Source organism: Proteocatella sphenisci DSM 23131 (genome assembly GCF_000423525.1).
Classification (GTDB): domain Bacteria; phylum Bacillota; class Clostridia; order Peptostreptococcales; family Filifactoraceae; genus Proteocatella; species Proteocatella sphenisci.
In genome coordinates, this window is record NZ_KE384029.1 from 11,634 (window position 1) to 12,912 (window position 1,279).

Sequence of the window (1,279 nt, forward strand, 5' to 3'; positions counted from 1 at the left end):
ATGGTCGAGGTGGAGAGACTCGAACTCCCGGCCCCATGGTCCCAAACCACGTACGCTACCAAACTGCGCTACACCTCGAAAAAAAATTGGCGGAGAAAGAGGGATTTGAACCCTCGCGCCCGTTAACCAGGCCTACTCCCTTAGCAGGGGAGCCTCTTCAGCCACTTGAGTACTTCTCCATATTTGCTTGGCGGAGAGGGTGGGATTCGAACCCACGGCCCATTTCTGAGTCACTGATTTTCAAGACCAGCTCCTTAAACCGCTCGGACACCTCTCCAAGAAATATTTAAATATAAAATGGTGACCCATCCGCGACTCGAACGCGGGACACCCTGATTAAAAGTCAGGTGCTCTGCCGACTGAGCTAATGGGTCATCTGGAGCGGGTGAAGGGGATCGAACCCTCGCAACCGGCTTGGAAGGCCGGGGCTCTACCACTGAGCTACACCCGCAAGTTAAGATTTGATATACATTAGTTTTAGTTTAATATAAAATTGGTGGTGGAGGGTGGATTCGAACCACCGAAAGCGATGCTAACAGATTTACAGTCTGCCCCCTTTGGCCACTCGGGAACTCCACCATTTAAATATTGAATTGGAGCTGGCAATAGGAATCGAACCTACAACCTGCTGATTACAAGTCAGCTGCTCTACCGTTGAGCCATGCCAGCATGATAATGTAATTTGTTTTTAGTATATATTATGGCGATCCGGAAGGGACTCGAACCCTCGACCTCCAGCGTGACAGGCTGGCATTCTAACCAACTGAACTACCGGACCGCAAATATATGGTGGGACCAACAGGGCTCGAACCTGTGACCCCCTGCTTGTAAGGCAGGTGCTCTCCCAGCTGAGCTATGATCCCGGGAATATATGGTGACCCCTAGGGGAATCGAACCCCTGTTACCGCCGTGAAAGGGCGGTGTCTTGACCGCTTGACCAAGGGGCCATCTGAATTGGCTACGTCCTACTTTCCCAGGAGGCTGCCCTCCAAGTATTATCAGCGATGCAGGGCTTAACTTCTGTGTTCGGAATGGGAACAGGTGTATCTCCTACTCTATAATAGCCATATATTAGATGGATGTACCATCAAAACTGCAAACCAATGTAAAGGTTTCACTTTTTCATTCCAGGTAAAAATTATGGTCAAGTCCTCGATCTATTAGTACTCATAAGCTACATACATTACTGCACTTACACCTTGAGCCTATCAACCACGTAGTCTTCATGGGATCTTACTCCTTACGGATGGGAAATCTTATCTTAAGGGTGGCTTCGTGC

At 49.1% G+C, this 1,279-nt stretch carries 10 tRNA genes and 2 rRNA genes; all 12 read right to left on the reverse strand.

Annotation, left to right across the window (positions count from 1 at the left end):
* Position 1: 1 nt before the first annotated feature.
* Positions 2-78: transfer RNA gene (locus G558_RS0111890), tRNA-Pro, on the reverse strand.
* A 9-nt stretch (positions 79-87) separates the two neighbouring features.
* A tRNA-Ser gene (locus G558_RS0111895) sits at positions 88-179 on the reverse strand.
* 9 nt (positions 180-188) lie between these two features.
* Positions 189-277 (reverse strand) — tRNA-Ser (locus G558_RS0111900).
* Positions 278-298: 21 nt separating this feature from the next.
* Positions 299-374, reverse strand: a tRNA-Lys gene (locus G558_RS0111905).
* 3 nt (positions 375-377) lie between these two features.
* Positions 378-451, reverse strand: a tRNA-Gly gene (locus G558_RS0111910).
* Between the two features lie 43 nt (positions 452-494).
* Positions 495-579: transfer RNA gene (locus G558_RS0111915), tRNA-Tyr, on the reverse strand.
* A 15-nt stretch (positions 580-594) separates the two neighbouring features.
* Positions 595-669 (reverse strand) — tRNA-Thr (locus tag G558_RS0111920).
* 32 nt (positions 670-701) lie between these two features.
* Positions 702-778 (reverse strand) — tRNA-Asp (locus G558_RS0111925).
* Between the two features lie 9 nt (positions 779-787).
* Positions 788-863, reverse strand: a tRNA-Val gene (locus tag G558_RS0111930).
* A gap of 9 nt (positions 864-872) precedes the next feature.
* A tRNA-Glu gene (locus tag G558_RS0111935) sits at positions 873-947 on the reverse strand.
* A 5-nt stretch (positions 948-952) separates the two neighbouring features.
* Positions 953-1,069: ribosomal RNA gene (gene rrf / locus G558_RS0111940) — 5S ribosomal RNA — on the reverse strand.
* A gap of 71 nt (positions 1,070-1,140) precedes the next feature.
* Positions 1,141-1,279 (reverse strand): 23S ribosomal RNA (locus tag G558_RS0111945); the annotation flags it as partial.